This window comes from Pseudomonas sp. 10S4, from assembly GCF_034344865.1.
Classification (GTDB): Bacteria; Pseudomonadota; Gammaproteobacteria; order Pseudomonadales; family Pseudomonadaceae; genus Aquipseudomonas.
In genome coordinates, this window is record NZ_CP133774.1 from 428,047 (window position 1) to 449,855 (window position 21,809).

At 59.3% G+C, this 21,809-nt stretch carries 13 protein-coding genes and 4 pseudogenes; 9 read left to right on the plus strand and 8 right to left on the minus strand.

Features of this window, described 5'->3' with window-relative positions; genetic code table 11:
- Positions 1–7 precede the first annotated feature (7 nt).
- From RHM58_RS02000 to RHM58_RS02020, 5 genes and pseudogenes are all read right to left on the minus strand, one after another.
- On the minus strand, positions 8–508 hold the full coding sequence (locus tag RHM58_RS02000; RefSeq protein ID WP_201256519.1) for a CS1 type fimbrial major subunit: 501 nt from the start codon (positions 506–508) through the stop codon (positions 8–10).
- Between the two features lie 34 nt (positions 509–542).
- The gene (locus RHM58_RS02005) at positions 543–1,286 is read right to left on the minus strand and encodes a molecular chaperone (RefSeq protein WP_201256518.1); all 744 of its coding nucleotides are present in this window, start codon (positions 1,284–1,286) and stop codon (positions 543–545) included.
- A 38-nt stretch (positions 1,287–1,324) separates the two neighbouring features.
- Positions 1,325–2,542 (minus strand): hypothetical protein, encoded by a 1,218-nt coding sequence (locus RHM58_RS02010; protein ID WP_201256517.1) that lies wholly within the window; start codon positions 2,540–2,542, stop codon positions 1,325–1,327.
- 5 nt (positions 2,543–2,547) lie between these two features.
- Positions 2,548–5,069: pseudogene (locus RHM58_RS02015) on the minus strand (CS1-pili formation C-terminal domain-containing protein).
- Between the two features lie 86 nt (positions 5,070–5,155).
- Positions 5,156–5,641 carry a CS1 type fimbrial major subunit gene (locus RHM58_RS02020; RefSeq protein WP_201256515.1) on the minus strand — a complete coding sequence of 162 codons (486 nt, stop codon included), beginning with the start codon at positions 5,639–5,641 and terminating at the stop codon, positions 5,156–5,158.
- 522 nt (positions 5,642–6,163) lie between these two features.
- Between RHM58_RS02020 and RHM58_RS02025 the strand changes: the two are divergent.
- Together RHM58_RS02025 and RHM58_RS02030 are read left to right on the plus strand one after the other, a co-directional pair.
- A pseudogene (locus RHM58_RS02025) lies at positions 6,164–6,719 on the plus strand (PadR family transcriptional regulator); the annotation flags it as partial.
- A 13-nt stretch (positions 6,720–6,732) separates the two neighbouring features.
- Positions 6,733–7,518, plus strand: a complete 786-nt coding sequence (locus RHM58_RS02030; protein ID WP_322269545.1) for a siderophore-interacting protein — start codon at positions 6,733–6,735, stop codon at positions 7,516–7,518.
- 128 nt (positions 7,519–7,646) lie between these two features.
- Here RHM58_RS02030 and RHM58_RS02035 read toward each other — a convergent pair whose 3' ends face one another.
- The 3 genes from RHM58_RS02035 to RHM58_RS02045 form a co-directional block, all read right to left on the minus strand.
- Positions 7,647–8,303, minus strand: a complete 657-nt coding sequence (locus RHM58_RS02035) for a Pr6Pr family membrane protein (protein ID WP_201256512.1) — start codon at positions 8,301–8,303, stop codon at positions 7,647–7,649.
- A 2-nt stretch (positions 8,304–8,305) separates the two neighbouring features.
- Entirely contained in the window at positions 8,306–8,536 is a 231-nt protein-coding gene (locus tag RHM58_RS02040) for a VF530 family DNA-binding protein (protein ID WP_201206398.1), read from the minus strand.
- Positions 8,537–8,719: 183 nt separating this feature from the next.
- A complete protein-coding gene (locus tag RHM58_RS02045; protein ID WP_201256511.1) occupies positions 8,720–10,108 on the minus strand; it encodes a PLP-dependent aminotransferase family protein in 1,389 nt (462 codons plus the stop codon).
- Between the two features lie 336 nt (positions 10,109–10,444).
- On the opposite strand from RHM58_RS02045, the gene RHM58_RS02050 reads away from it, so the two are divergent.
- From RHM58_RS02050 to RHM58_RS02080, 7 genes and pseudogenes are all read left to right on the plus strand, one after another.
- Positions 10,445–11,650, plus strand: a complete 1,206-nt coding sequence (locus RHM58_RS02050; protein WP_322269547.1) for a benzoate/H(+) symporter BenE family transporter — start codon at positions 10,445–10,447, stop codon at positions 11,648–11,650.
- 319 nt (positions 11,651–11,969) lie between these two features.
- Complete coding sequence (locus RHM58_RS02055; RefSeq protein WP_322269548.1) at positions 11,970–13,352, plus strand: carbohydrate porin; 1,383 nt, start codon at positions 11,970–11,972, stop codon at positions 13,350–13,352.
- Between the two features lie 232 nt (positions 13,353–13,584).
- Positions 13,585–15,995, plus strand: a pseudogene (locus tag RHM58_RS02060) (glucose/quinate/shikimate family membrane-bound PQQ-dependent dehydrogenase).
- A gap of 635 nt (positions 15,996–16,630) precedes the next feature.
- Positions 16,631–16,996, plus strand: coding sequence for a DUF6124 family protein (locus tag RHM58_RS02065; RefSeq protein WP_322269549.1), 366 nt, complete (start codon positions 16,631–16,633; stop codon positions 16,994–16,996).
- A 1,030-nt stretch (positions 16,997–18,026) separates the two neighbouring features.
- A pseudogene (gene lon, locus RHM58_RS02070) lies at positions 18,027–20,444 on the plus strand (endopeptidase La).
- Between the two features lie 203 nt (positions 20,445–20,647).
- Positions 20,648–21,040 carry a protease inhibitor I42 family protein gene (locus RHM58_RS02075; protein WP_201206406.1) on the plus strand — a complete coding sequence of 131 codons (393 nt, stop codon included), beginning with the start codon at positions 20,648–20,650 and terminating at the stop codon, positions 21,038–21,040.
- A 2-nt stretch (positions 21,041–21,042) separates the two neighbouring features.
- Complete coding sequence (locus RHM58_RS02080; protein ID WP_201206408.1) at positions 21,043–21,678, plus strand: lysoplasmalogenase; 636 nt, start codon at positions 21,043–21,045, stop codon at positions 21,676–21,678.
- Positions 21,679–21,809 lie beyond the last annotated feature (131 nt).

A 21,809-nucleotide genomic window follows, 5' to 3' on the forward strand; every position in this document is an offset into this window, starting at 1 on the left:
CGGCGACTCAGCCTCCCGGCGCCCTGGCATTGAACAACAACAGCACATTGCCGTAGTAGTCCCCGGCCCGATATCCCCCGGCAGGTTGTAGCGGTTCTATCTCCAATAGCACGCGCGAACCCACCGCTGCGTCGGCGGCCGATACCACTAGCCGGGGCTCGACGGCATGGCTCAACTCGACACCATTGAAGCTGACGCGCAACGGGATATCGTCTGCCGGGCGGCCATTGGACAGATAGGGCTGCGAGTCGAGGCGCGCCTCGATCGCACTGGTATCGTGCCGCACATCAAAATATTTGCGCAGATTACCTAGCTTGGAGGTCGCAACATTCCAGGGCAATATCTGCTCGCGGTGAATCCAGCCAGTGTCCACCGGCACGATGTAAAAAGAGCGCGTCGGGATCGTCACGGACACTTCAAACGAGTGTTCCTCGCGAGCCGCGAAGACCGTCAGGCTGGCCAACCCCGTTGCAGCCATCAGCGTGGCGACAGTGCATTGCTTGATCATGTTTGTTACCCACAGCGTCAATTAAAAGCAGCCACTATCGACTCGCTATCTTCAGCACTTTCTTGCTGTCGCCCTCAATCACAATGAAGCGGTGTTCACGGCCCTTTTCCTTGTCGAAACCAAAGGTCTTTCCGGCCAGCAGATGATGTTTGGTGGTCGGCCGACAATCACTATCATCGCTGAGCGAACAGCTTTTGAACTCATCGACCACCACGACCGTGTTGCCGTTATTGTGAAGTTCATACCGGGTGGCCGTGTCATTGATAACCGTATCGAATCGGGCGTTTTTGGGCCGGACAAAAAAGATCGTGCCAAACCCGGTCATTACATTGACCCCCGCAGACAGGCTCTTTTTATAGTCCTCACGTTCTTCGCTGGAGAGCACGAACTCATCTTCCTTTTCCGGGACTACCGGCACGAAGCGCACGCGGAAGTAACGCTCGGTGTCGCGCTCGCCCATGTACAGCAAGCGCGTGCCCTGCATGCCTTTAGCCGGTACGATCAAACGGGCCGGGCTGGCCATGATGCCCTTGCGAGAAGCACCGTCCACCGCACTTTCGATCGGTACTTCCCGAGGAGTACCGTCGGTGTCATAGATGATTTCCAGCACATTGATTTTGACGAAAGCGGTACTGTCGCCACTGTTGAAAACCCGTTTGAGGTACGTACTTTTATCGCCGTCCAGATAGTCGTACACCGTGCCGACATTAATCTGCGGCCCGGCTTGCGCCGTCAGACAAAACACGCTGGCAACCCACATCAACAACAGACGTTTCATCGTCTTCAACCTCAAAAAATTGGCGAATGTTTGTACTGTCAGACTTCCGAATCCCAGACCACCGTCATGGTGCCCGAGTAATCACCCGGAACACCGGACTGGAGCATGGCGTGGGTCCAGAACTCTCCGATTTCGAAGTGCAGGATTCCCTTTCCGCGATCCACATAGAAGCTCGGAGCGAAGTGCAAGGCTCCCGAGCTGCCGATCCTCAATGGCACTCGGTTGACCGGACGTCCGTATTGATCCGTCAGCCCGTTGGGCAGCGTCACGCTCAGTTCCACCATGCCGTACTTGCGTGCGGTCATATCGTTAATGACGCAGTTGTTGCTGATGCTGCTCGAGCAAAACAAGGTCATCTTGAAGCGTGATGACGCCGAGATATGAAAGGTCTGATCACGGAACAACCGATTGGGCTTGCGTCCTTCGTTGATCCAGCTCTGCCAGCCACCTTGCGGCACCAACTCGACTTTGTTGCCGCCCGGCGGCAGGGTCACTTTGAGTGTGTGCTGCACATCGAGGACGAAATCCAGGGTCAGGTTGCTGTCATCAGCATTCAACCCGCCGATGTCGAAATCTTGCCCTGGGCCGAGGAAGTAGTTCATGGAACCGGTGTACAGCCCGCTCGACATCCCCAAAGGGTTAGGCGTTCGGAGCTCATAGGCAAAGTCCAGGGTGTCCCAAGACATGTACGGAATTCGGAAATCCGCCACTTTGGTACAAAGTGCTTCTTGCGGAGTCTTCCAAAAAAAACGATAGGTGGGGCCTGTAAAGAGTCCTACGCCGCTGTACACACAGGGAGGCGCCGCGTACACCCAGCTTTGACCGCCCCATAGCTTGGCATGCCCTTCACGCAGATCGGTTACCCCAGCCAGATTGGCGGCGGTATCGCTGAGGATGTAGTTAGAGCCAATACCCGTGATTCGCACTTCGACGATTTCCGATTCGCCGGTTTCCCTGTTTGTGACTGTCAGTTGTCGCCAATTGGCCGGTACCTTGACAGAAACGCCAGTGCCGGGCGCAATCGCTGAGCTGGGCCCGAAATGCACCGGTATCCGAATGCTGAACATGTTTTGTTGCTTGCACTCGTCGGGATAGTCCCTGCAATACCCACTGTCCGGCGTCTTGTTGATGAATACGTTTCGTTGCGGCTGCGCCGGATCCGGCGCGAACGACGCCCGGATCTCCTGGTTAAACGCCTCAGCGGTCGGCACCATCAGCGCCATCATCAGTCCCAACCAACCCGTGGACTTTTTCATAGGTTTCAACCTGCCTTCTGATCAGTGGAGCTGACGTCGGCCAGGGTGTCCGGCGTGCACCGCAGGTCACCGATCATCAACACGTTGTTTTCGCTGCGATGACGACTGGCATCGAGGCGGAACTGGCAGAGCAATTGATTGCCCTGGCGCACTTCCAGCGTCGGCGCACCGGCGTTCATTTCCATGGAGAAGAACCCATCGACTTCAGTCACCCCGCGGCTGGCGTGATTGATCACGTGATGGCCCTTGAGCGGCTGTCCTTGGGAGTCGACCAGCCGCCCTAACACGGTCAGGGTTTTCATCACCCGCACCTTGCGATACTCCACGCCGCCCTTGTTCAGGTGATAACGGGTGCGCGGCGGGTCGATGCTGGCGGCAGGCACGTGATTACCTTCGAAGTCGAAACTCACCGAACTGTTTTGATACGCGGTAATCGGGATGAAGTTTCGCCCAGGTTTCAGGGCTGCGCTGCCACCGCTGAAGTCGTCGGCGCGCAAGGCGATACCGTCGATATCGGACTCCACATCGACGATCAACCCCGCACCCCGCACCTGATGCTCACTGGTCAGGACCATCTGCTGGCCGCCAACGACCAGTGTGCTGTCGAGGTTCAGGCCGCCAGTGAAGTTATCGTTGTAGGACGAGCGCTGAACAAACCCGTCGCCGCTGAGTGCCTCGGTGCGAAAACTGGCCAGGCTGGACAGGCCGACGCCATAGGTGTCAGTGAGTGCGGTGACCGAGACGTTTTGCAGCACATGGTCTTTCAAGTCTTTGCGCCAGCCGAGAGAGGCGTTGTTGTCTCGACCGCCCTCGCGAGCGGTTCGTGAACCGATGCTGCCGGTGAACTGTTGACCCGGTGCGCCCAGTGCCAGGTTGAGACTCAGGTCGACCCCGCGATTGCGCGCATCGCCGCTGCTGTAACTGCCCGGGCGGTCGAACAATGCCAGCCGCCAGTTGGCATCACTGCCGAAGAACACGGTGCGCTGGGTCCAGCCCAGATCCACACCAACGCCTTCGGTATTGCCCTCGCTATGAGAAACCCGGGCATTTACCGAGTTTTTGCTGCTGACCCGATGATTGAGCGCCAGGGATGAGTTGCTGGTCTCGCCGACAAACACATTGCGTTGCCGCACCCGGGTGCCGTCCGACAGGGTGTCGTAGGTATCCGTGGTATCGAGCCAACTGCGGTTGTGGCTGAAGACCACACTGCCGGAGCCGTAGTTATAGAGGCTTTGCAGATCGACGCCGGTGCCGTGGTCTTGCGTCTGGTAGACGTTGGCGTACAGGCTGATGTGATTGGCCAGGGTCCAGTCGATGGACGTGCCGTATTGCAGTTTTTCGCGAATCTGCCGCGCCGACAGCCCGAGAATCACCCGTGGATGCATCAAGTAGTTGAGCGAAGCCCCGGCCGTCGCGCTGCCGCTGGCCTGTTGGTCCCAGTTACTCAGCAGCTTGGTTTCTTGCCCGGCAAACAGGTTGTAGCGCCAGCGCTCATCAAGGTTGCGCCAGTTGTTGGGCTTGTAGACCAGCTCCTGGCTGGTGCTGGTGATTTGGCCGTCTTCGATCAGCCGAACTTCCACTTCGTAGATACCGCCGGGCAGTGGTCGGGTGTCGAGGGTCTGCAGGCCGGCGGGCACCGATTGGGTGTTGATCAGCAAACCGTCGCGCAGGATCTCGACCGAAGCCTGGCGGTTGGCCGTGACGTAGATCGGATACACGCTGGGCATCGGGCTGTTGATTGCCAGGCTGTCGGAGCTGCCAAACATGACGCCGACGGCGGTGTCGGGGCTGGTGCCAAACGTTCGCGGTTGGCGGGTCAGCCCTTCTGAATTGGGGGTGAAATAACCCAGGCGTGCGAAGCTGCCTTGCAATTCGCGCTGGGTGTAAAGCTCATGTACCGCGTGGTAGAGCTGGTCATCCGGACCACCCAGCCGGGCCAGTTGCATGTTGAACGTCTGGCTCCAGCTGCCGAGGCTGCCACTGGCTTCCAGACCAAAGCGTCCGCCCAGGTCCTGGCCCTGACCACCATTGAGGTTGAGCTGATTGCGCAGCATCAGCCCGCTGCTGCCGCCTTCGGGCTGGTCGTAGTAGCGTTTGACTTCAGTGTCGCGCTCAGCGTTCTCGGTGAGGATCGATACCAGCGAGTTTTCCAGGTTGTAGTGCACCGCCAGCATCTGTTCCGGGCATTGTCCGGCACAGTCGCCCAGCGCCACGCCGGGCTTGAGGTAACTGGCCCAGGTGTCGCGTTCGGCCGCCGTGAATCGGCTGTCGCTGGTGTCGGTAAATTCGAGCAGGGTGATGCGGTCATCGCGAGACAGCACGACCATCGCCTCCCCCAACGGCTGCTGATCAAGTTCCACGCGAACCGCCAGCGGCACATCAAAAAATGCTCCTCGAACTCCGCCGGCAGACCTTTGGCCTGGGCCAACAGACTTCGCGGTGTAGAACCGGTGGAAACCGGAGCCGCCGCCGCGCTGGCACAAAACAACAGCGCAAGCGCAGCCGCGATGGGTGTCATCGGGAACATGAACACGTACTCTGATTGCAGACAAATGGAAGTCCGGCGAACCAACTAAATTGTTGGCTCGTCGGTTGACGCTCTACCGGGAGAAGTTAGAGAACCGGTGGTACGGCATCAAAGATCATTGCCACTTCACCGGTATAGTCGCCCGGTGCAAAAGTGCTGCCCGTGGCGCTGATACGCAATGGGGCGCGATAGTTCACGTTGGATTCATCTTCACCTACAACCATTTGCGGGGTCGTGGTCAGCTCTTTGCCATTGAGTTCAACTTTCAAGTTAATGGTGCTGGCACCGGAGTACAGTACTGGAGCCGTGACAACACTGGCGTGTACCGAGCCATTGTTGTTGCGCATGTCAAAAAATCCGTTGACCTCGTCCATTGCACCGGTAGTTGGGAGGAAATCCATACGCTGATCTTTGTTGACCAGATCCGGATCGACAGGTACCACGTAGAACCCGTTGGTCGGCACGTGGGCAACGAGGTTGATGGAGTGCTTGGCTTCGCCGGCCGCAAACACCATGGAGGAAGTCAGTGCCAGCATCGCCAGAGGAGCTGCAATCGTCATTTTCTTGAACATCAGTCAGTACCTGTCTTTTCAATATAAAGGGTTCATTGAAAGCTCAAACAACGCCAGTCCGGAACCTATCGCAGCGAGGTAGGCTTGAACTTTCAACGCCGGCAAATGATCGGCCAACGCCCCTGGAAAGTAAGCAAGTAACTTCCGATGATCGTGTAGTTAAACGCCTCCATGACCGGAAAGAAAAAAGCACAAAAAACAAAATTATCGATTTGTAACTGTCGGCAACTACCTACATACAGTTTCGCTTAAAAAACCATACAGACTATTCAACTTAAAACCGGGCACTTGAGGAGGTTTAGAATATATGATCAACAATTAATAGAGTGATAGCTTTAACTTTAAAGTTACTTCCAGGCGCAACGAAAAATACCTGCTTGGTGGTGATTTTTCGTGATGAACCGCCTCGCTCAGCGAACCTCGCCGCTCGTCGGCCGACGCAAACCTCTCTCGAAAAACGTCTTGCCTTCGTCTAAAGATATATCTTAAGTTGTATCTAAACACGACGAGAGAACGCAAAAAATGAGAGACCATCATTCCCACCGCGAACACGGTGACGAGCACGTACGGCTTCGAGAAACGCCCAGGCCGCGAACGCGGCGGCCGTGGCCCACGGGTCTTTGCCCCTGGCGATTTGAAACTGCTGTTACTGGCGCTGATCGCCGAACAGCCGTGCCACGGCTACGACCTGATCCGCCAGATTGAAGGCATGTTCGACGGTGCCTACAGCCCCAGCCCCGGGGTGATTTACCCAACCCTGACCTTTCTGGAAGAAAGCGAAATGATCGCCGGTGACGCCGAGGGCGGCAAAAAACGCTACAGCGTGACCGACGCCGGACGTCTATCCCTGAGTGACCAGGCGATTGCCCTGGAAGGTGTGCGGATGCGCATCGATGTCAGCAAACGCTCGCTGCGCGGCCATGATCGCCCGGCCGAAATCCATGAAGCGGTGCATAACCTGCGTCATGCACTGCAAATGCATCACGGGCGCTGGAGTGCGGAAGAAATCATCCGCGTCGCGGCCCTGCTCAACAACACCGCCAAAGCCATCGTCGACGGCCCCGCCGTTCAAGCTGCCCGAGGAGAACACCATGACTGCAGTCGATACCCAAACCATTCACCGTGTCATGCACGAAATCAAACGCCGTCGCCTGGAAGTCTTGCAGGTGGTCGACCTGACGCCTCGCATGCGTCGGATTACCTTGGGCGGGCCGGAACTGGCGGGCTTCGTCAGCCTCGGCACGAACGACCACGTCAAACTGTTGTTCCCGCAGAACGCGGCGCAAACAGCGGCGCTGGAAACCCTGGTCCTCGGTGCCGGTAAAACCGACCAGCCGATGCCGGCGATGCGGGATTACACGCCGCGTCGCTACGACCTGGATTCGCTGGAGCTGGACATCGATTTCGTCCTGCACGGCGACGGCCCTGCCTCGACCTGGGCCGAGCAGGCCGAGCCGGGTCAGTTCCTGCACATCGGCGGGCCACGGGGTTCGATGATCGTGCCGGACATCTTCGACAGCTACCTGTTGATCGGCGACGAAACCGCCCTGCCCGCCATCGCCCGACGCCTGGAAGGCCTGGCGGCCAATCGCCGCGCGCTGGTGATCATCGAAGTGGCGAACGGCGCCGAACAGCAACGCCTGGAAAGCGCCGCGCAGGTCAATGTGATCTGGGTGTTGCGTGACGGCGGCAAGAACAACCTGCTGACTACCGTGAAGCAATTGCAGGTGCCGAGTGGCGATCTATACGCGTGGATAGCGACCGAGACCAAAGTGTCACGGCAGATCCGCCGGGTGCTGCTGGATGAGCACGGGCTGGATGATCAGTTCGTCAAAGCGGTGGGCTACTGGCGGGCGGATGGCACCCTTGATGAATAATCGATAGCGCAAGGCCAATTGGCTTTTGTGGCGAGGGCGCTTGCTCCCGTTGGACTGCGCAGCGGTCCGCTTCTTTTGGGGTCGCTTCGCGACCCAACGGGAGCAAGCTCCCTCGCCACAGTGGGTGTTCACTTTCGAGTTGCGCACCACCGATCAAGCCCAACCACCACTAACGCAATCGCTACAAACCCCGCCAATATCCCTCCGGCATTGATGAACACCTGTGGATAACCCAGCGTGCCGACATCAACGAACGGATACGGATACGTACTCAGCAGATGCCCGCGCAATAACGTGAAAGCGAAGTACACCAACGGGTAAATCACCCACAAGGCGATGTGCCCCAGGCGCAATGTGCCCTTGGTCACGCACAACCACCAATACGCCAGAAACAGCAGCGGCATGATGTCGTGCAGCAATTCATCGGCGAGCAACTGCCAGCCTTCGGGATGCCAGAGATGGCGCAACAAAAGGCTGTAGGCGATCCCGACCACGGCGATGCTCACCGCAATCCCACTGCTGACCCACGGCTGCAAAAACCAGCGGCGCGCTGCCGACTCACGAGCCGTCAGCTCACAGGTCAGCACAACGGCGACCAAGGTATTGCTCAATACGGTAAAAAAACTGAAGAAACTGATCAGGCCGCCCATCAGGCTGGCGCCGAGGCTCCAGCGTGAGCCGAGAATCAGGTACAGCTGAACACTCAAACCGACCCAGCCCAGCACCGCCGCCACGGCCACACAACGACGCCTCGCGGCAGCTCCCGGCGTCGATAGGCTGAGCATGTTCAGACCGGGCGCTTGGTGCGCATCAACTTCACGTACAGATGTTCAACCTTCTCCCGCGCCCACGGGGTTTTGCGCAGGAAGGTCAGGCTCGATTTGACGCTCGGATCGCTTTTGAAGCAGCGAATGTCGATACGCTCGGCCAGCCCCGACCATTCGTAGTGCTCGACCAGGACATTGAGGATCTGTTCCAGGGTCACGCCGTGCAGCGGGTTGTTGTTCAGTTCGGTCATGCCGGGCCTTTGCGCGAAGAAAGAATAAAGAAGCCGCGCACCTTAGCCGAGGCCCTCGTTCGGTGGAAGGACTCGATGCGCTGGTCAGTTAACTGTAGGTGAACAATAGCTTTTTGTAGGCGTTCGCGGCGTCGGACAACGTGCCGCTCCTACAGGTGATGGTCTCTAAGACAGCATCGCCACTCAGTAATAACGGCGCGGATCGGTATCGATCAGGCTGGCCAGTTTGGTCAGGGCAAAGCGCAATTCGTCATGGCTGGTAGGCGACATCAATACCAGCCTCACACACCGGGTTATGCCAGAGCGTTCGGCCTGGAACTGTGTGCCGCTGAGCACCAACACACCATTGGCCCGGGCCAACATGGTGAACTCATCGCTGGTCCACGGCTCCGGCAGCGTCAACCAGACGTGATAGGAGTACGGCTGGGTCTTGAGCTCGAATTGGGCAAAAATTTCCCGGGCAATGGCTTGCCGCGCGGCCGCTTCGTTGCGCTGGATGCGGATCAGTTTTTTGTCCAGGCCTTCGGTGATCACGTTACTGGCCAGTTGCGCGGTCAGCGGCGACGGCATCCAGACGCTGCTACGCACCATCGAAGTCAGGCGCGACAGCAATTTAGGCGGGCTGTAGAGATAGCCGATTCGCAGCGCCGGCATGATCGACTTCGACAGGCTCGTCAGGTACACCGAACGGTCCGGCGCAAACGCCGACAATGGTTTGATCGAAGGATCAGTGGCGAGAAAGCCATAGATGTCATCGTCGAGGATGATGAAGTCGAATTCTTCGGCCAGCGCCGCGATTTGCGCCCGACGCTCTTGCGACATGATCGCCGCCGTCGGGTTCTGGCAGGTCGCCACGCAGACCAGCATCGCCGGTTTCTCCCGCAGACACAGTTCGCGCAGCGCCTCGGGAATGATCCCTTCATCGTCCATCGGCACGCCACGCAAGCGGCGCTCAAGACCGTGGGCCAGGGAAATAATACCGGGGTAGCAAAGCGCTTCGCAGAGCACCAGGTCACCTGCGTTGGTCAGGGCGCTCATCGCGACCATCAAGCCATGCTGGGCCCCGGCGGTGATCACCACTTGCTGCCACTGCGCATCGGGCAACCAATGCCGCAGAAACTGCGCCCCCGCCTCGCGATGCGCCGGGTGACCGCCATCCGGCGCGTAATCCAGGGCTCGGGCGAAATCGGTGCTCTTGGCCATGCCGATCAGGGCATCACGCAGCCAGTATTCCAGGGTTTCGCTGTAGGGCTTGATGATGGAAAGGTCGAGCAGTTCGGACTGCCCCAGGTTGAGCGCCGTCGGGCCATGACTCACTGGTAATTCGGTCGGTTTCTGGCTCTGCACATAAGTGCCGCGCCCCACTTCGCCCTGCACCAGCCCGCGCCGATGGGCCTCGCTGTAGGCACGACTGATGGTGCCCGGCGTGACATTCAGTGTGGCGGCCAATTCCCTCAGGGTCGGCAGGCGATCGCCCTGGTTCAGCACGCCATTGCTGATGTCGCGAGCCAACGCATCGGCAATCGACAAATACATCGGCTGGCTGAATTCGCTTAGCTGAGGAACCCACATGAATGATCGCTGCCCATCGTAGAAATCAGAAAAATCGGAGCATATCACATCGAAGTTTGATGCCTGACAAACCGGTCAATTCAGCACATTGAGTCGATTGCTACTATCGATAAACCCATGAACATCGGGGAACAAAAAACTCTTAAAAAATAATTTCTTTTAAAATCATATGGATGAAGCCAGATCAAACGTTCAAAGATCGGATTCACCCAATGAGATTCCAGACATATATTGAATCAACTCAATCCATTCAAATACACTCACCACGAATCGAATCAATCGAATCAATCAATCCCCTGATCACTGCGCGACTCTGCCGCGCCAAGTCGAGACATCATGGACACACTCAGAAAGGATCTATCCCTGTCAGCGGTCATTGCAGGTTTTATCGCGGTGATCATTTCCTATGCCGGCCCGCTGATCATCGTGTTTCAGGCAGCCAAGGAAGCACACCTGCCCAGCGACCAGGTGTCCTCGTGGATCTGGGCGATCTCCATCGGCAGCGGCATCACTGGCCTGCTCCTGAGCTGGCGCCTGCGGGTTCCGGTGATCACCGCGTGGTCGACGCCGGGCGCGGCGTTGCTGGTGTCCATGTTGCCCAGCGTCACCCTGCCCCAAGCCATCGGCGCCTATGTGGTAGCAGCGGTAATCATCGCCGTGATCGGTTTATCCGGAGCGTTCGACAAACTGATGAGTCGCCTGCCCAAAGCCATCGCCGCAGCCATGCTCGCCGGTATTTTGTTTCGCTTCGGCGCTGAGCTGTTCACCTCGATCAAGCTGCAACCGGCGCTGGTGCTGTCGATGATCGCGGCGTACCTGATCTGCAAACGCCTCTCGCCGCGCTACGCGATTCTGTCCGTGTTGATTGTCGGCTGCGCCGTGGCCGCCTCGTTCGGTGAACTCAACAGCGGTTCGATCACTATCGCGGTAGCCCACCCGGTCTTCATCGCTCCCGAGTGGAGCTGGCACGCGATCATCAACATTGGCCTGCCGCTAGCGCTGGTGACCCTGACCGGCCAATACGTGCCAGGCATGGCGGTGTTGCGCACTTCGGGCTACAACACCCCGGCGCGCTCGATCATTTCGGTCACCGCGATTGGCTCGATCCTGATGGCGCCGTTTGGCTCCCACGGCTTAAACCTGGCCGCCATTACCGCAGCGATCTGCACCGGCCGCGAAGCCCACGAAGACCGCGATAAACGCTACATCGCAGGGATCGCCTGCGGGGTGTTCTACATTCTGATGGGCACCTTCGGCGCGACCCTGGCCTCGGTGTTTTCCGCGTTGCCTAAAGAACTGATCGCCTCCCTCGCCGGGCTGGCGTTGTTCGGCGCGATCAGTGCCGGGTTGACCGGGGCGATGGCAGACGAGAAGCAGCGTGAAGCGGCGCTGATTACTTTTCTGGTGACCGCTTCGGGCATGAGCTTTCTGGGTTTGGCCGCTGCGTTCTGGGGGTTGATCTTCGGCCTTGTGGCGCATTTTGTGCTGACTTACACCAGGGAAAGCAAAGCCGCTGCCGTCGCAGAGAGCAGCCGACCATGAGCCTGTAGTATTCGGGCACCGCAATCCCTCTGGGAGCGAGCTTGCTCGCGATGAGGCCGTATCAGTCACATTAATAGGGACTAACATACCGCCATCGCGAGCAAGCTCGCTCCCACAGTTTTATTGCCTGTTAGAACCCCTGCGGCCACAGGTCGCAGCATACTGTTACAAAATCTGAAATGATCCATGTCAATAAAAGCGCTTTCTCTCTTTGTAACAGATCATTATCCTGCCGCCCTTAAGCTGAAACGCTTCACTGCCCGTTCCATCTCGTTGCTTTCAGTTCACCTCCCAGAAAAAGACCAAGAATTACTTCTCTATGCCTGACTTTCCAACTTCGCGAGACAGCGCTGTCTCCACCCCTGTGGCCAACCGAAAAGCCCTGAACCTGATCGGCGGTCTCAGCGCCTTCGGCCTCGCCACCTGCGTTCACGCGGCCCCGGCCTTTGATAGCGACTCACCGTGGATGCTCGGTGACTGGAATGGCACGCGCAGCGAACTTTCGGAAAAAGGCTACGACTTCAAAGTCGACTACACCGGCGAAATGGGCAGCAACCTGCATGGCGGCTATGACCACGACCGCACCGCCCGCTACAGCGACCAGTTCGGCCTCGGTACGCACCTGGACTTGCAGAAGATCCTTGGCTGGGACGACGCCGAATTTCAGCTGACCATCACCGAACGCAACGGCAACAACATCAGCAACGACCGGATCAACGACCCGCGGGTCGGCGGTTTCACCTCGGCTCAGGAAGTCTGGGGCCGTGGCCAGACCTGGCGCCTGACGCAGATGTGGTATCAGCAGAAATTCTTCGACCAGAAGCTCGACATCAAGGTCGGCCGCTTTGGCGAAGGCGAAGACTTCAACAGCTTCCCGTGCGACTTCCAGAACCTGGCGTTCTGTGGCTCGCAGGTCGGCAACTGGGTCGGCGGCATCTGGTACAACTGGCCGGTCAGCCAATGGGCGATGCGGGTCAAATATCACCTGACGCCGGAGCTCTACGCGCAAATCGGCGCCTATGAGCAGAACCCGTCGAACCTCGATCGCGGCAATGGCTTCAAGCTCAGCGGCAGCGGCACCCAAGGCGCGATCCTGCCGATTGAACTGGTCTGGTCGCCGAAGCTCAATGGCCTGCCGGGCGAGTACCGCGCCGGTTATTACTACAGCAACGCCAAGGCCACAGACGCCTACAAAGACAGCAATGGCCAGCCCGCAGCGCTGAGCGGCGAAGCGTATCGCAGCGCGTCGAGCAAGCACGGCGTGTGGCTCGGTGTGCAGCAGCAGATCACCAGCCGCGCCAGCGACAACTCCCGTGGCTTGAGCGTGTTCGCCAACGGCACGATGCACGACAAGAAGACCAACGCCATCGACAACTATGTCCAGGCGGGCGTCGTCTACAAAGGCTTGTTCGATGCGCGCACCAAAGACGACATCGGTTTCGCCCTGGCCCGGGTTCACGTCAACCCGGCCGATCGCAAGAACGCCGAGGCGACCAATCAGGCCCGCGCCGTCTACGACTACGACGATCCATCGTTCCTGCCGCCGCAAGACACCGAATACAGCGCCGAACTCTATTACGGCGTGCACGTCACCAACTGGCTGACCGTGCGCCCGAACCTGCAATACATCCGCCACCCCGGTGGCGTGGACAAGGTCGATGACGCGCTGATTGGCGGGATCAAAATCACCTCATCGTTCTAACCAACACCACAACCCCTGTGGGAGCGAGCTTGCTCGCGATAGCGGTATGTCAGTCGACATCAATGCTGAATGTTAAGCCGCCATCGCGAGCAAGCTCGCTCCCACAAGGGAATGCTTCAACTAAACACGCTCCAACCAAGTTTCACTTTTGCAACTGAACCAATACCCACGCCAGATCGTCATCTACAGTGAACTAGCGCGGGACTACTTAAACGTCACGGAGAACCACACTATGAGCACTGATGGTGCTTTGAGCCGAAGCCGTCTGCTGCCGAGCCTGCTCGGTATCCTGCTTCTGCTAATGGGCCTGGCCATGCTGGCCGGGGGATCAAGCTGAGCATGCTCGGCGGCTCGCTGTATTACCTGCTGGCCGGTATCGGCTTCGCGCTGAGCGGCGTGCTGCTGATTGCCGCTCGCCGCGCAGCACTGGGCCTGTACGCAGTGGTGCTGTTCGCCAGTACCGTTTGGGCCCTGTGGGAAGTCGGCCTCGACTGGTGGCAACTGGTGCCGCGCCTGTCGTTGTGGTTCGCGCTGGGCGTAGTTCTCTTGTTGCCGTGGTTCCGCCGACCGTTGCTGCGCGATGGCGCTGCACCGCTGGGTACCGCTGCGCTGAGCGTCGCCGTGATTCTGTCCGGCGCCACCGCCGTTGCCAGTCAATTCACGCATCCGGGTGAAGTCTTCGGCGAGTTGGGCCGCGACACAACCGATATGGCCAGCACCGCCCCGGCCATGCCCGATGGCGACTGGCAGGCCTATGGCCGCACCGAATTCGGTGACCGCTACTCGCCGCTGAAGCAAATCACCCCGGCCAACGTCGGCAAGTTGCAGGAAGCCTGGCGTATCCGCACCGGCGACCTGCCGACCGCCGATGACCCGGTAGAGCTGACCAACGAAAACACGCCGCTGAAGGTCAACGGCATGGTCTATGCCTGCACCGCTCACAGCAAAGTGCTGGCGCTGGACCCGGACACCGGCAAGGAACTCTGGCGCTTCGACCCGCAGATCAAGAGCCCGGTGGGCTTCAAGGGCTTCGCCCACATGACCTGCCGTGGCGTCTCTTACTACGACGAGAACGACTACGCCAAGTCTGCCAATGCCTCGACCGCTGTCATCTCCGAAGCTGGCAAAGCCGTTGCCCAGGCCTGCCCGCGTCGTCTCTACCTGCCAACCGCCGATGCACGCCTGATCGCGATCAACGCCGACACCGGCAAGGTCTGCGAAGGCTTCGGCAATAAAGGCACCGTTGACCTGACTCAGGGTATCGGTCCGTTCACGCCGGGCGGCTACTACGCCACCTCCCCGGCCGCGATTACCCGTGATCTGGTGATCATGGGCGGTCACGTCACCGACAACGAATCGACCAACGAGCCTTCCGGCGTGATCCGCGCCTTTGATGTGCATGACGGTCACCTGGTCTGGAACTGGGACAGCGGCAATCCGGAGGCGACCGAGCCTTTGGCGCCGGGCAAAACCTACACCCGCAACTCGCCGAACATGTGGTCCCTGGCCAGCGTCGACGAAAAACTCGGCATGGTTTACCTGCCACTGGGCAACCAGATGCCTGACCAATGGGGCGGCGACCGCATGCCCGGCGCAGAGAAATTCAGCGCCGGCCTCGTGGCTTTGGACCTCGCCACCGGCAAGGTTCGCTGGAACTATCAGTTTACCCACCACGACCTGTGGGACATGGACGTCGGCAGCCAGCCGACCCTGCTTGACCTGAAAACTGCCGACGGCGTGAAGCCGGCGCTGATCGCACCGACCAAACAGGGCAGCCTGTATGTGCTCGACCGTCGCGATGGCACGGCGATTGTGCCGATTCGCGAAATTCCGGTACCGCAAGGCGCAGTACCAGGCGACCGCACCGCACCGACCCAGGCGCGCTCGGACCTGAACCTGCTGGCCCCGGAACTGACCGAAAAAGCCATGTGGGGCGCCAGTCCGTTTGACCAGATGCTGTGCCGCATCCAGTTCAAGGAACTGCGTTACGAAGGCCAGTACACCCCGCCGTCGGTGCAGGGCAGCCTGATCTATCCGGGTAACGTCGGTGTGTTCAACTGGGGCAGCGTCTCGGTCGACCCGGTTCGCCAGATCCTGTTCACCAGCCCGAACTACATGGCGTTCGTTTCGAAACTGATCCCCCGCGCCGAAGTGGCGGCTGACAGCAAGCGCGAAAGCGAAACCGCTGGCATCCAGCCTAATGCTGGCGCGCCGTACGCAGTCACCATGCACCCGCTCATGTCGCCGTTCGGCGTACCGTGCCAGGCCCCGGCCTGGGGCTATGTCACCGGCATCGACCTGACCACCAACAAAGTGGTGTGGAAACGCAAAAACGGCACCAGCCGCGACAGCTCGCCATTGCCTATCGGCCTGCCGATCGGCGTGCCAAGCATGGGCGGCTCGATGGTGACTGCGGGCGGCGTCGGCTTCCTCAGCGGCACGCTGGACCAGTACCTGCGCGCCTATGACGTCAACAGCGGCAAGGAACTGTGGAAGTCGCGCCTGCCGGCCGGCGGCCAAGCGACACCAATGACCTACACCGGCAAGGACGGCAAACAATACGTACTGCTCGTCGTTGGCGGCCACGGCTCGCTGGGCACCAAAATGGGCGACTACGTGATCGCTTACAAACTGTCCGAGTAAGTTTTAGCGGCGGTTAAACGAAAGGCGACTCCTGCGAGGGAGTCGCCTTTTTTTGTGGCCACCGGGTAGGTAAACACTCCCCCGTAGGAGCGAAGCTTGCTCGCGAAGGCGATTTTATATTCAACATCGTAGTCGGCGGGCCCACCGCTTTCGCGAGCAAGGTTTGCTCCTACAGAGGATCTCCGGCGTTCGCAAATGCTGTGTTCACCGAAAATCCACTGTGGGAGCGGGCTTGCTCACGAAGGCGATTGAACATTAAACATTGGTGTTGAATGACACGACGCCTTCGCGAGCAAGCCCGCTCCCACATTTTGATCGAGGTCAGTTTGGAGGTTTTTTGATGTGGTCCTACAGATGAGATGGTTTTGGGGGAATGTTTCCGACAGGTTTTGACGGTTGCCCGTCGGAAGTGCGGGGGATAGGCTTTTTAAGTCGCTGCAAAAATCAGCGACCGGGCTTGGTCGCCCGGGTTTAGAATGGCGCACTTTTTCGCATGCTTAATGGCGAGCTGTGCGTGGGAGGGCTTCGGCCCTGCCGGGTTTCCATTCCCTGGTCGACCAACCTGCGTACGGTTCGCCACCCTACTGTTTGGTCGCAGTACTGGCGAACTTCATATTCTTGAATGGAGTTTCACCATGTTCAAAGCAACCCCGAATCCCCCTGAAACCGAAAGCACTGCCCTCGACGCAAAAAAACTAAAAGAAGCCGCCGACCGCGCGCTCAATTTCTACCTCAACCCCTCCGCCCTGAAAGCCCCCGCCGCCCGCAAACCCAGCACGATGTTCGCCGTCACGCCAGATACTGCTGACGAATACCTGTTAGCCCACGCCTGCGAGTCACTGGCCTCGGCAAGTATCATGGCCAGCAACTTTGCCGGGCATCTGGAAGGCCCGCACCGACACACCGCGATGGGGCTTCAGCAGCTCATCATGCTGGCCGAACTGGCGGTAAACCGGATGCTGGATAACGTCGATATACAAAAACCTTCGCCACACAGCTAACCCCCTGTGGGAGCGAGCCTGCTCGCAATGACTGCCTGACATCCAACAATGATATCGACTGACATTGCGACCATCGCGAGCAGGCTCACTCCCACAATTTGACCGAGGACATCCGGGAGGGATAGGTCGGCTGTCAGGCCGCCTTCGCAGGCAAGCCAGCTCCCACAATTGGATCGAGTGCATCCGGAAGAGACAGGTCGGCTGGCAGGCCGCCTTCGCAGGCAAGCCAGCTCCCACAATTGGATCGAGTGCATCCGGAAGAGACAGGTCGCTGGCAGGCCGCCTTCGCAGGCAAGCCAGCTCCCACAATTGGACCCAGTACAACCGGGAGAAATGGGTCGGCTGTCAGGCCGCCTTCGCGGGCAAGCCTCGCTCCCACAATTGGACCCAGTACAACCGGGAGAAATGGGTCGGCTGTCAGGCCGCCTTCGCAGGCAAGCCAGCTCCCACAATTGAACCCAGTACAACCGGGAGAAATGGGTCGGCTGGCAGGCCGCCTTCGCAGGCAAGCCAGCTCCCACAAAATCAAAAGCAGGAGCTGCGTACACCGCCCGCTCCTCACCACTCATTAGGCCGAGCGTTAGCTCGCCTGCTCTTGATCTTGCTCTACCCGCCCCTTCGGGAGGCTGAGTGGAGGTGTTCATCTGGGGGGTGGGCGCGTAGCGCCGTGCGGCGAAGCTGCACACATCGAGAGGAGGTCGAAGCGAAGCCGACCGTAGGCGATGCCCCCAGATGAATACCGGAACGAAGGCACGCCGAGCCTAGGCGAGGGGCCGGACGCCGGGGCGAGCCTTTTTGGGTACTTTTTTGGCGTTTGAAAAAAGTGCCTCGCCGTAAGGGCGAAACCGCCAGCCGCCGTTACCGCAAAAATGGATATACACACCACCACCAAGAACATGGTCGGCCCTAAGGCCGCCAAGTCCAAAAGACCTGTCAAAAACCTGAACACACACCTTGAAATATCCATCCCCATTGAAACCACCCCCCACCTGCCCCATCTAAGACCCATACCCCATTGCGCAGGTGCCCCATGAGCGACCAGCAAGAATTCCCTGAAGACCCGAGCGAATACGCCGAAACAGACCAAATCGAACACCACTCCACCGGCAAAGGCCTCGCCCTGCCTGGCCAGAACCTGCCGGACAAGGTTTACATCATCCCGATCCACAACCGCCCGTTCTTCCCGGCCCAAGTGCTGCCGGTCATCGTCAATGAAGAACCGTGGGCTGAAACCCTGGACCTGGTGAGCAAATCCGATCACCACTCCCTGGCTCTGTTCTACATGGACACGCCCCAGGAAGATCCGCGCCATTTCGACACCAAGGCACTGCCGGAGTACGGCACCCTGGTCAAGGTGCACCACGCCAGTCGTGAAAACGGCAAACTGCAATTCGTCGCCCAGGGCCTGACCCGGGTACGGATCAAAACCTGGCTCAAACACCATCGCCCGCCGTACCTGGTGGAAGTCGAATACCCGCACCAGCCCACCGAGCCGACCGACGAGGTCAAGGCCTACGGCATGGCGCTGATCAACGCGATCAAGGAATTGCTGCCGCTCAACCCACTGTACAGCGAAGAACTGAAGAACTACCTCAACCGCTTCAGCCCCAACGATCCGTCGCCACTGACCGACTTCGCCGCCGCGCTCACGTCACGCTACCGGCGGCGAACTGCAAGAAGTGCTCGACTGCGTGCCGATGCTCAAGCGCATGGAAAAAGTCCTGCCGATGCTGCGCAAGGAAGTCGAAGTTGCGCGCCTGCAAAAAGAAATCTCCGCCGAAGTGAACCGCAAGATCGGCGAGCATCAGCGCGAGTTCTTCCTCAAGGAACAGCTCAAGGTCATCCAGCAAGAGCTGGGCCTGACCAAGGATGATCGCAGCGCCGACATCGAGCAGTTCGAGCAACGCCTGGAAGGCAAAGTCCTGCCACCTCAGGCGCAGAAACGCATCGAAGAGGAAATGAACAAGCTGTCGATCCTCGAGACCGGTTCGCCGGAGTACGCGGTCACTCGCAACTACCTCGACTGGGCGACGGCCGTGCCGTGGGGCGTGTATGGCGAGGACAAGTTCGACCTCAAGCACGCGCGCAAGGTGCTGGACAAACACCACGCTGGCCTCGACGACATCAAGGACCGGATCCTCGAGTTCCTCGCGGTCGGTGCTTATAAAGGCGAGATCAGCGGTTCCATCGTGCTGCTGGTCGGCCCGCCGGGCGTGGGCAAGACCAGCGTTGGCAAATCCATCGCTGAATCCCTTGGCCGGCCGTTCTATCGCTTCAGCCTCGGCGGCATGCGCGACGAAGCAGAGATCAAGGGCCATCGACGCACCTACATCGGCGCGCAGCCGGGCAAACTGGTGCAGGCGTTGAAAGACGTCGAAGTGATGAACCCGGTGATCATGCTCGACGAGATCGACAAGATGGGTCAGAGCTACCAGGGCGACCCGGCCTCGGCGCTACTCGAAACCCTCGACCCGGAACAGAACGTCGAATTCCTCGACCACTACCTGGACCTGCGCCTGGACCTGTCGAAAGTGCTGTTTGTCTGCACCGCCAACACCCTGGACTCGATCCCCGGCCCGTTGCTCGACCGGATGGAAGTGATTCGCCTGTCGGGCTACATCACCGAAGAAAAAATCGCCATCGCCAAGCGTCACCTGTGGCCAAAACAATTGGAAAAGGCCGGCGTGGCGAAAACCAGCCTGGCCATCAGCGACAGTGCCTTGAAAGCCTTGATCGACGGTTACGCCCGTGAAGCCGGGGTGCGTCAGTTGGAAAAACAACTCGGCAAACTGGTGCGCAAAGCTGTGGTCAAGCTGATCGACGAGCCGCAAGCGGTGATCAAGATCGGCCCGAAAGACCTGGAAGCTTCACTCGGCCATCCAGTGTTCCGCAACGAGCAAGTGCTGTCCGGCACCGGTGTCATCACCGGTTTGGCCTGGACCAGCATGGGTGGCGCGACTCTGCCGATCGAAGCGACGCGGATTCATACGCTCAACCGTGGCTTCAAACTTACCGGGCAACTGGGCGACGTGATGAAAGAGTCGGCGGAAATCGCCTACAGCTACGTCAGCTCCAACCTGAAGTCGTTTGGCGGTGATCCGAAGTTCTTCGACGAAGCCTTCGTCCACCTCCACGTACCGGAAGGCGCTACGCCGAAAGACGGTCCGAGCGCCGGTGTGACCATGGCCAGCGCCCTGCTCTCCCTCGCGCGCAACCAGGCACCGAAAAAGGCATCGCCATGACCGGTGAACTGACACTGACCGGGCATGTACTGCCGATTGGCGGGGTGCGCGAGAAAGTGATCGCGGCGCGGCGGCAGAAGATCTTCGAACTCATCCTGCCAGAGCCGAACCGTGGCAGCTTTGAGGAATTGCCGGAGTACCTGAAGGAAGGGATTACCGTGCACTTTGCCAAGCGCTTTGCGGATGTGGCGAAGATATTGTTCTGATAGTTCTCTAGCGCTTGCACCATCGATTCGCGAGCAGGCTCGCTCCCACAGGATCATCGCAATCCACTGTGGGAGCGAGCCTGCTCGCGATGGCGTCGGCACTTACGACGCCAACTTCTCGGTCGCCCCGACCTGACCGTCACACTTTGTCGCATCTTCAGTTATGCTCGCCGTTCGTCGTGAATGCCGGAGCCGCTGATCTTATGTCCCCCACCCGCCTGTTGGTCCCCCTCGCCCTTTCTTTGCTGGCCGCCTGCGCCACGCAACCGAAACAGAACGTGACCGTGGAAAAACAAAGCGAATGCCCGGCCAAGTTGAGCAACGGGCAAAATCTGATCGTGATTCTGCCGAGCAACCCGACCACGGGTTATCGCTGGTCCATTCAGGATTCCGCCGGCGGCGTGTTGCGGGCACTTAGCCCCGAGGTTTATAGCAACCCGGAAGATGCCGGGATTGTCGGCAGCGCCGGGATGTCGACCTGGCGCTTCCAGTCCTTCGCCGCCGGTACTGGCCGTTTGCGCCTGACCTACTCGCAGCCGTGGGCGCCGGAAGTCCCGGCGGTCAAAACCTTCGATTGCGCGATCTCGGTTAACTGATCGTGGGCTGGCTGATTCTGGCACTGATGGGTGCGGTGACCTTTCTCTACGGGCTGAGTGTGCATGCCGCGCTGCTTTGCCTGTTGGTCAAACCGTTGCCGGTGTTGGCCTTGCTGGGATGGCTGCACGACGCGCCGCCCACCGAGTATCGGCGCTGGATCAGCCTCGGTTTGATCTTCTCTCTGCTCGGTGATGTGTTGCTGGCGTGGCCGGGGGATTTGTTTGTGTTTGGCCTTGGGGCGTTTTTGGTGGCGCATCTGGCGTACTTGAAAGCGTACCTGAGCGATTGTCGGCGGTTGGCGATGTTGCCGTTGGTCCTGGCGCTGGTCGTTGGTGCAGTGCTGTTGGGGATTCTGATTTCCCACGGGCTGGGGCCGTTGCTGGTGCCGGTGATTGTTTACGGTATGGCGATCAGCGCGATGCTTTGGCGGGCGCTGGCCCGGCTCGGCACTGACGTGCCCAAGCGCTCGGCGTTGCTGGCGGCGGCGGGTGCCGTGGCGTTTGTGTTTTCCGACAGCGTGATTGGCATTAGCCGGTTTGTGCTGCCGTTCGAGGCGGCGCCTTATGTGATCATCCTCAGCTATTGGGTCGGGCAATGGGGAATTACAGCGTCGGCGTTCGGCCCGAAACCGCGCTGAACCTTGTGGTGAGGGGCTTGCCCCCGTTGGAGTGCGAAGCGCTCCCTTGCACTCCTCCAGGTTCACCGCAATCACCGGATTTACGACGGCTGCGCCGCCGAACGGGGCAAGCCCCCTCGCCACAACAGCGT

Excerpts from the sequence above, each read along its gene's own strand:
- RHM58_RS02040 (WP_201206398.1), bottom strand. The coding sequence starts at position 8,536 with ATGACCGAACTGAACAACAACCCGCTGCACGGCGTGACCCTGGAACAG.
- RHM58_RS02055 (WP_322269548.1), top strand. The coding sequence starts at position 11,970 with ATGCCTGACTTTCCAACTTCGCGAGACAGCGCTGTCTCCACCCCTGTG.
- RHM58_RS02000 (WP_201256519.1), bottom strand. The coding sequence starts at position 508 with ATGATCAAGCAATGCACTGTCGCCACGCTGATGGCTGCAACGGGGTTG.
- RHM58_RS02020 (WP_201256515.1), bottom strand. The coding sequence starts at position 5,641 with ATGTTCAAGAAAATGACGATTGCAGCTCCTCTGGCGATGCTGGCACTG.
- RHM58_RS02075 (WP_201206406.1), top strand. The coding sequence starts at position 20,648 with ATGTCCCCCACCCGCCTGTTGGTCCCCCTCGCCCTTTCTTTGCTGGCC.
- RHM58_RS02010 (WP_201256517.1), bottom strand. The coding sequence starts at position 2,542 with ATGAAAAAGTCCACGGGTTGGTTGGGACTGATGATGGCGCTGATGGTG.
- RHM58_RS02050 (WP_322269547.1), top strand. The coding sequence starts at position 10,445 with ATGGACACACTCAGAAAGGATCTATCCCTGTCAGCGGTCATTGCAGGT.
- RHM58_RS02065 (WP_322269549.1), top strand. The coding sequence starts at position 16,631 with ATGTTCAAAGCAACCCCGAATCCCCCTGAAACCGAAAGCACTGCCCTC.
- RHM58_RS02045 (WP_201256511.1), bottom strand. The coding sequence starts at position 10,108 with ATGTGGGTTCCTCAGCTAAGCGAATTCAGCCAGCCGATGTATTTGTCG.
- RHM58_RS02005 (WP_201256518.1), bottom strand. The coding sequence starts at position 1,286 with ATGAAACGTCTGTTGTTGATGTGGGTTGCCAGCGTGTTTTGTCTGACG.
- RHM58_RS02035 (WP_201256512.1), bottom strand. The coding sequence starts at position 8,303 with ATGCTCAGCCTATCGACGCCGGGAGCTGCCGCGAGGCGTCGTTGTGTG.
- RHM58_RS02030 (WP_322269545.1), top strand. The coding sequence starts at position 6,733 with ATGACTGCAGTCGATACCCAAACCATTCACCGTGTCATGCACGAAATC.